Origin of the sequence: Bacteroides sp. CAG:633 (genome assembly GCF_000435115.1) — a bacterium.
Classification (GTDB): domain Bacteria; phylum Bacteroidota; class Bacteroidia; order Bacteroidales; family Bacteroidaceae; genus Bacteroides; species Bacteroides ndongoniae.
Window position 1 is genome coordinate 1 of record NZ_FR882958.1, and the last position, 7,597, is coordinate 7,597.

The window sequence follows — 7,597 nt, forward strand, 5'->3', positions numbered from 1 at the left end:
AACTATTAATTTACAAGATATTATGATGTGAAATTTTGAGATATAACTAAATTTACCAGATTCCTACCTGAGACGTCTTGCGACTTATGTATAATAGGCGACAGCCGCTTTGCGGCGTCGTCATATTTTATTTCAAAATACAGACATGGCCAATAGACCAGTCTGTTACAAAATTAGTCATTTTGCTGGAATTACAGGCAATTCACTGCAAAAAATATTCATTTCAGCCCATATTTGTTCATCTTACGGTACAATGTAGCAGGATTGATGCCGAGCAGTTCTGCCGTTTTTTTCCGGTGGCCGCCTGTGGCTTTTAGAGCCTTGATGATGGACAGTTTTTCTTCTGTCATGCCATCATAATAGACAGAATTTGCAGATACGGTATTCGTATTGATGCCGATATCCATGCACTCCGGTTCGATGACCGGTTTTTCTGTCAGCAGCACGGCCCTTTTTATCTTGTTCTGCAACTCCCTGATGTTCCCCGGCCATTCGTAGGAAAGGAGAAGCTGCTGGGCTTCTATGGAAAATCCTTCAGTATCCCTTCTCAGTTTGGTGGAAGATTCTTTCCTGAAAAATTCCGCGAGTGGCAGAATGTCTTCGGAACACTGGCGTAATGGAGGTTGCGTTATCTCAAATTCTCCCAGTCTGTGATAAAGGTCTTCACGGAAGCGTCTTTCTGCTATGGCTTTGGGAATATCCTCGTTCGTGGCCGCAACTATTCTTACATCCGCATGTCTTTCCTTGTTGTCCCCTACAGGTATGTACGTGTTTTCCTGCAAGACTCTTAAAAGGACAGACTGTACGGAATAAGGCAGCGTCCCTATTTCATCCAGGAACAGTGTCCCTCCTTTTGCAAGGTCGAAATATCCCTGTCTGGCTGTATCAGCTCCGGTGAATGCCCCTTTTGCATGGCCGAACAGAAGTGAAGCCGCGAGTTCCCCGGGAATGGCTCCGCAGTTTACCGCGACAAACGGAGCTTCATGCCTGTCGCTGTAGTTATGTATCATCCTCGCAACCGATTCCTTACCGGTGCCGTTTTCCCCCAATATCAGTACCGACATATCGGATGGAGCGACCAGTTTTGCCTGTTTTTCACATTTTACGGCTTGTGCGCTTGTCCTTTTGAACAGATGCTTTTCACCGTTCCAGACAGCGGACATGTGCTTGAGGAATGTATCCACAAGTTCAAGGAGTTGTTCCCTGTGAACCGGTTTGACCAGATAGTCCTTTGCTCCGAGTTTGATCGCACGCACCGCGTCAGGATAGGAAGCGTATTCGGTCATCACCACAAATGGAATATGAATGTGTTCCCGGTTTATCCATTCAAGCAGTTCTATGCCATTTCCTTGAGGCAGTCTTACATCTGAAAGAATCAGGGCAATATTTTCGGCTTTCAGTACTCTTTTTGCCGCAGGTTCATCTATGGCGGTTGTGACAGCATAACCGCAACGTTCAAGCCAGTCCCTTTGCAGTTGGGACAAGGCTACGTTATCTTCAACTATCAGTATTTTCCTTTTCATTTTCCTGTCTGATTAAACTGTTTATCTCATTTTCTGCTGCCGAGACAAGTCTGTCAAGGCTGGCTGTTATTTTCAAGGTCCATTCTTTCATGACCTGATCTCCGGAGCTGTCATCGTGGACAAGGTTTCTGTATTCTTGCAATTCTTCTGCAATTCCGAGCATTTCCCACATGGGAAACATCCGGTGTATTATCTCCTTTATCCGCATTCTATCCTTATTTCTTATTGCTTCCACAAGTTCTTCCTTGTTCGCTTCGGATTCTTTTACAAGCATTGTCAATACCTTGCGTTTGTTTCCGGAATCCGATATGAGCGGCCTGAAATCTATTGATTGTGATTCAGGCTTGTTCATCTTTTCCATAATAGAGGACAGGAACAGAAGCAGTTCCGGGCTTGAAAAAGGCTTATGGATACATCCGGTGAAACCAGCCTTGATGAAATTCTCCTTCTCTTCATCTCCTCTTGCAGTCATGGCAGCTATCGGAATGCTTCGTGAACTGCCAATATTGGAGTTGCGCAGCAGATTGAGCAGGCTGAAGCCGTTGGTTCCCGGCATTTGTATATCTGTAAGTATCAGATCATAATCCTCTTTTCTCAAAAGACAGACCACTTCTTTTACATTTTGGCAGGCATGACAACTGACTCCATTCCTTTCCAGGATGTCGCGTGTTATTTCCATCTGGACAGGATCGTCTTCCACGACTATGATACGGTGTGGAAGTCTTTTTGCCGGATCTGGAAGCGTTGTGCATTTTTCCTCAATTGTTTCTGATGTTTCTTTCAGCGGAATGCTCACCTTGAATGTACTGCCTTCTCCGATTTTGCTTTCCACGGAGATATTTCCTTTCAGTAAGGTTACGAGTCCTTTTGTAATGGAGAGGCCAAGTCCGAAACCTTCAGGACAAATCTCTACTGCTGCCCTTTCAAATGGAGAAAATATGCGTTTTAAGGTTTCTTCGCTCATGCCGATACCTGTATCCCTGACTGTTACTGTCAGAATATCGTTTCTGAATATGGCAAAGAATCCAATAGAACCGGATTCTGTAAATTTTATGGCATTGGACAGCAGGTTGCTGATTATCTGCTCTATGCGGTCCGCATCGCCGGTAACGGTAATGTCGGTTCCGATAAAGTCTCCGGATAGCATTATTCCCTTGTCATTGGCTATGCGTCCATATTCTTTTTCGATGTCTGAAAGGAAGGTATTCAAGCGGAATGGAATTTCATTTAGAGTTTCCTTGGCCTCATTCAGGCGTGACAGGTCCAGAAGGCTGTTTACCAGTCGCATGATATGTCCAGTAGAGCTCAGGATGTTGTTCAGATAGGAATTTCGTCGTTTTCTGTCTTTGGTATCCATTGCCAGCTCTGCACTTCCCCGGATGGCATTCAGGGGGCCCCGAATGTCATGAGAGAGCGTGATGATAATCTTTTTGCGTATCTCCAGCATTTTACGGTTATGCAGGTCTGAGTCCTCAAGTTCTTTTCTCTTGCGGTGTTTTCTGTGTATATCCTTGGTTATGAATATGGATAGGAACAAGGCGCATAATAAGGCTGCTGATGATATGATACATATTGTGTCGAATGCTTCTTCCCTAAGTTCAGAAACCCTTTGATGCCGTTCTGCAGTACGCTCCAGGGCGTCTTTTTCCAATTCATTGATCAGTCTGGAGATGTTCCGGTTGAGAATATGGTTCTTATGCTCAAGAGAGTCCGCGAGTGATTCAAAAAGCCGGTTTTGCCTTTCCAGTACCTCGTACATTTCATCCCCGAACTTTCGGATGTTATGGGCGTTATCGGTTTGTCCGGCTTTTTGCTGTATTGATGTTTCTGTTTCCTTCTGTTTCCTTTTCCGGGAAAAAAGGCGGCTCAGAAAATTTTTCTTTTCAGGTTTCGTCGGTTCCGTATGTAATATTGTAGCGGAAGAAGTCATTTTTCTTTCCAGTACCGGAAGCTGACTTGAGAGGATACTGTCCATCTGTGTGAGTACGGAAGGGATATTCTTCAAAGAACGGATATGGTCATGCTTTTGATTGAGCAGGAACTCGACTGTATCAATGCGTGCCTGCTGAAGGGAGTCGGTATATACTTTTCTCAGTTCATCAAGCATGAAGAAGACCCTGTTTTCTTTTTCATTGTACTCTTTTTGGTCCGATATGTCACGCAGATATGCCGATTCGTTGTCCAGGAAGAGTGATACAAGCGCTTTGAATGTCCTGCTGGTCAGTTCCCGTTGTGCAAGCATTGCGTTCTCTTCCGCTTCTGCTTCCGCAAAAACCTTTTTTTCATGCCATAAAGCAGCGATGATTCCTATAACCAGCAGTGCCAGGATAGTGTAACCGGCAAATATTTTTATTAGCAGGGAACCCGAAGGTTTTATTGGATTTTCTTTTTTCGTTTCCATAACCTTGTATCGTGATTTTTACAAAGTTACGGAGGTGACGATGAAGTGATGTTCTGATTACTAACGGATTTTTTCTGATTTTTATCGGACTGTGTCGGCAAGCAGTTCTTTTCTTAACTGCAAGGGAGTTTTGTTAAAATTCCGTTTGCAATAGTCGGAGAAGGTTGACTCTGACTTGAAGCCGTTGTTTTCCGCTACCCGATATAACGGTATCGCCGGATTTTTTAGCATTCCTGCTATTCTCTTTTTCTTCCTTTCACGTAGCCATTGTGATACGTTCATGCCGAATTCATGCTTGAACCGTTCCCGGAATACGGTATTCGACATGTGGCATTTTTTCGCGAGCTCCTCTCCGGTCATATTTGCTGTAACCCGCAAAAGGACTGTTTCTCTGAAACCTGCTCCCTTGAAATCCGGGATATATTTTTCTGCAAGACGGAAATCGGATTCGGTCATGAAAGAATCGTTTGTTTTCATGTGCCGTTTGAATTCGCTGATGACATTTCCGGCCATAAGGTTATACAGGAAGTTCAGGTGCGGATATTCTTCTTCCGGGCTTATTGCATGAAGAATTTTAGCACAAACCAACAGGCCGTGGGCATTACGGTTTTTGTATTGGTACATGTAGGTATCGATTACGTAGCCGAGCACTCTGTTGTTCCGACAGAAACTTGCCAGTATGTATAGCGCGGTTTCAGTCTTGTTTTCAAATGAAGGGGCCGATTGTAGTTTTCTCAGTTTTTCTGTCAGCCATATCATGGCCTGTATGTTCTCGGACAAAGGTTTCAGGATGGTCCAAGTCCGTGGAATACGGATATCTGTCTGCCGGACAGCTTCGGCAAGTTCGAGTACCCATGCCTCCCATTGTGTCCGGAATGAGTCGTGCTTAAGAGATTCTATAAGTATGTATTCCATGATTCGTAAGTTTCTGTGCAAAATTATAATTTCCTGTATGACAGAACAAATAATGGTTACCGAAACTTTTTGATTCTGTGCACTTTTCGTTAAATTTGCAAACGGCAGATGCCGTTGTTTTCTTAAAAGTATTATTATGGAATGGTTTGAAAAGGTCAAAGAATTCATAACCGGTTTCCCGCAGTTGCTTCAGACAAGCCCGAGGTACGGTTATTTGATAGTGGCGGCAATACTGCTGCTGTGGCTTTTGGGTATAATCTGCGGATGGAAGTGGACCTATACACGTCCGGGCAGCTGGGGCGGAAATTTCTGGCTGGAAACACTCGGACCAAAGGCTTTCCGTTTCTGGCTGGGGGTGATCCTTGCCGTCGGGATAGGACTGGCTTTGTTGCTGTTCTCTATTTCCGGCAAGTAGCTGAACATTCTTTCCTCAGATGAAACCTGTAAACATAAAAAAGAGATTGAGTATGAAAACAATTCCAATTATGATCTTCTTCCTGTGTACGGCGATGTATGCCCAGGCACAGCTTAACATCGTTCCCAAGAGCGATGGACTGAAAGAGTACACGGTGACAAATGCCCTTCCCTATGACAGCCTGACGAACGTGGAGAAGCGGAGCTTCGCTTCCCTTCCGGGACAGACCCTGTACATGCACGGGGCGAGAAATGACAGGGACGGCTACTGGGATGCCTTCTACACGTCCAACTTCCTTGCCGGGGATGACCGGACGGTGTACAAGGCGGTCAATATCAGTTCGACCCCCGCTAAAGAGGTAGTCGGAAAATATTACGAGGTGGTGAAGGTCTGGACCAAGACAGACTACCTGTCGGCAGGATGCTGCCTGCTGCTTCGTGAGAAAGAAAGCGGAGAAGAAATGTATTATAACCCGTTCAGGTATCCGCTGAGCATGACCTGTTTAGGGTATTATGAGAAACTGAAACGCTTTGTCGGGCAGACATTCCTGTCGCTTGCCAAGCGTGTGGAGACCGAGGACGGCCAGGTCATCACCCCGGCTGAAGGTGCGGAGTATCGTTGTGTGGACGTCGGCCTGAAGATGAACAGTGATGGGGCGTTTCTGCTGATGGAGGGTGCTGATGGTGTACGAGTGGAAGCATTTCCTATAGGAGGTGACGAGGTGTACGAGTTTGTAAGCACTGCACGTATCGGCCAGCTGGAAAAACGGTACGGCAAGAAATACGGGAAGCTGATTGCCTTCCGCAAGGTCGATACCGGCATGACGAGGGAAATGGTCATTTCCGCATGGGGTGAGCCATACCACAAATCGGAAGTGAAAAAGGAAGGCCGGACTCTGGAGACATTGCGTTTTTCCAACGACCGCTGTGTGGAACTGCTTGACGGGAAAGTACAGTACGTGCACGTCTATTGAACGGAGGCGCATCTTTGCCTGTAAAGTCCCAGGCGAGAGTTGCGTTTATCGTTTATTAACAGACAAAAGTACCAAAAAATCAGGGAAAAATACCTATCTTGCGTAACTCTATTTAATAGAGGAAACATTGTCCAAAACAGTAATTAAAAAAGAATTGATATGGACATATACCAGAACAAGCCCAGAATCAAACTTACGCCGACCGTCAGGTATGGCAGGAAGTTCATAGAGGCAGCCTTTGATGATGACAGCCTGCGGATACCTTTGTCTAAAGAGGAAGGCATTCAACTTGTGGGCGGCAAAGCCTATTTGCCGGAAGAACACTTTGTGCTTGCGGAATTCTTTGACCGTTATGTAAAGATGGCTTTTATCGACTATTCCTCCATCAGGGAACTGGGGCCCAGGAAACAGGAAGACAGCCGTCCGCCTCTTCCGGAAGGTTATCTGGAGAAATTGGAGCAGGTGCGGTACAGCGGACATACTGTCAGGGTTTATACATCCTATTTCCGGGATTTCCAGCAACATTTCAAAGGTCGTGACATCGGGACGATCACTTCCGGTGAGATAAATGACTATCTGCTTTACCTTATTCACGAGAAAAACATATCCTCTTGCCAGCAGAACCAGAGAATCAATGCCATCAAGTTTTATTATGAGAAGGTACTCGGACAGGAACGCCGATGCTACAAAGTGAACCGTGCAAAACGGGAAAAGACACTGCCCGACGTGTTAAGCAAGGAAGAGATAAAAAAGATACTTGATGTGACAGCGAAAGACCTGCGCTTCTTCTGTGTGTTTTCCATACTTTATTCCGCCGGGTTGAGAATCAGTGAACTTTTGAATTTGAAACCCGGAGACATCAGTGAGTCACGTTTTATGATCCGAGTGCGACAGGGAAAAGGCAGGAAAGACCGCTATACCCTGCTGTCCAAACCATTGATGAAGAAGTTGGCAGAATACAATCGTCTGTACAGACCGAAAGTGTGGTTCTTTGAACGCAGGCCGGGAGAGCCTTTCACGGAAAGCATCATATCGAAACGTTTGAAGGCTGCCGCACTTGAAGCCGGTATAACGAAACGTATTTATCCTCACCTGTTACGTCATTCCTTTGCCACGCATCTACTGGAGCAAGGCACTGACATTAAGATTGTAAAGGAGCTTATGGGACATAACAACATTAAGACAACGGAAAGATATGTACATATAGCTGATACATTCAAAAGCAATATCAAAAGCCCGTTGGATGACCTGTTGACAGAAGAGGAATAGATATGATACTTAGAAAAAATAACAGCCAAATCGGCTGATAGCATAACATTAGCAACTTTACAAACTAAAAAGAATATGAGTGACCAAATAATTTTTGATGT

General features: G+C 45.1%; 6 protein-coding genes. 3 read left to right on the forward strand and 3 right to left on the reverse strand.

Annotation, left to right across the window (positions count from 1 at the left end):
- Window positions 1-218 precede the first annotated feature (218 nt).
- The 3 genes from QVP67_RS00840 to QVP67_RS00850 all read right to left on the reverse strand — a co-directional run bounded on the left by QVP67_RS00840 (window position 219) and on the right by QVP67_RS00850 (window position 4,839).
- Entirely contained in the window at window positions 219-1,523 is a 1,305-nt protein-coding gene (locus QVP67_RS00840; protein WP_022161668.1) for a sigma-54-dependent transcriptional regulator, read from the reverse strand.
- Window positions 1,498-3,924 carry a hybrid sensor histidine kinase/response regulator gene (locus tag QVP67_RS00845; RefSeq protein WP_022161669.1) on the reverse strand — a complete coding sequence of 809 codons (2,427 nt, stop codon included), beginning with the start codon at window positions 3,922-3,924 and terminating at the stop codon, window positions 1,498-1,500. The genes QVP67_RS00840 and QVP67_RS00845 overlap by 26 nt, the downstream gene beginning before the upstream one ends.
- 81 nt (window positions 3,925-4,005) lie before the next feature.
- The gene (locus QVP67_RS00850) at window positions 4,006-4,839 is read right to left on the reverse strand and encodes a helix-turn-helix transcriptional regulator (protein ID WP_022161670.1); all 834 of its coding nucleotides are present in this window, start codon (window positions 4,837-4,839) and stop codon (window positions 4,006-4,008) included.
- A gap of 136 nt (window positions 4,840-4,975) precedes the next feature.
- On the opposite strand from QVP67_RS00850, the gene QVP67_RS00855 reads away from it, so the two are divergent.
- The 3 genes from QVP67_RS00855 (at window position 4,976) to QVP67_RS00865 (ending at window position 7,496) form a co-directional block, all read left to right on the forward strand.
- Window positions 4,976-5,254 carry an immunity 17 family protein gene (locus QVP67_RS00855; RefSeq protein WP_022161671.1) on the forward strand — a complete coding sequence of 93 codons (279 nt, stop codon included), beginning with the start codon at window positions 4,976-4,978 and terminating at the stop codon, window positions 5,252-5,254.
- Between the two features lie 52 nt (window positions 5,255-5,306).
- Window positions 5,307-6,227 carry a hypothetical protein gene (locus tag QVP67_RS00860; RefSeq protein ID WP_022161672.1) on the forward strand — a complete coding sequence of 307 codons (921 nt, stop codon included), beginning with the start codon at window positions 5,307-5,309 and terminating at the stop codon, window positions 6,225-6,227.
- Between the two features lie 159 nt (window positions 6,228-6,386).
- Window positions 6,387-7,496, forward strand: a complete 1,110-nt coding sequence (locus QVP67_RS00865) for a tyrosine-type recombinase/integrase (protein WP_022161673.1) — start codon at window positions 6,387-6,389, stop codon at window positions 7,494-7,496.
- Window positions 7,497-7,597 lie beyond the last annotated feature (101 nt).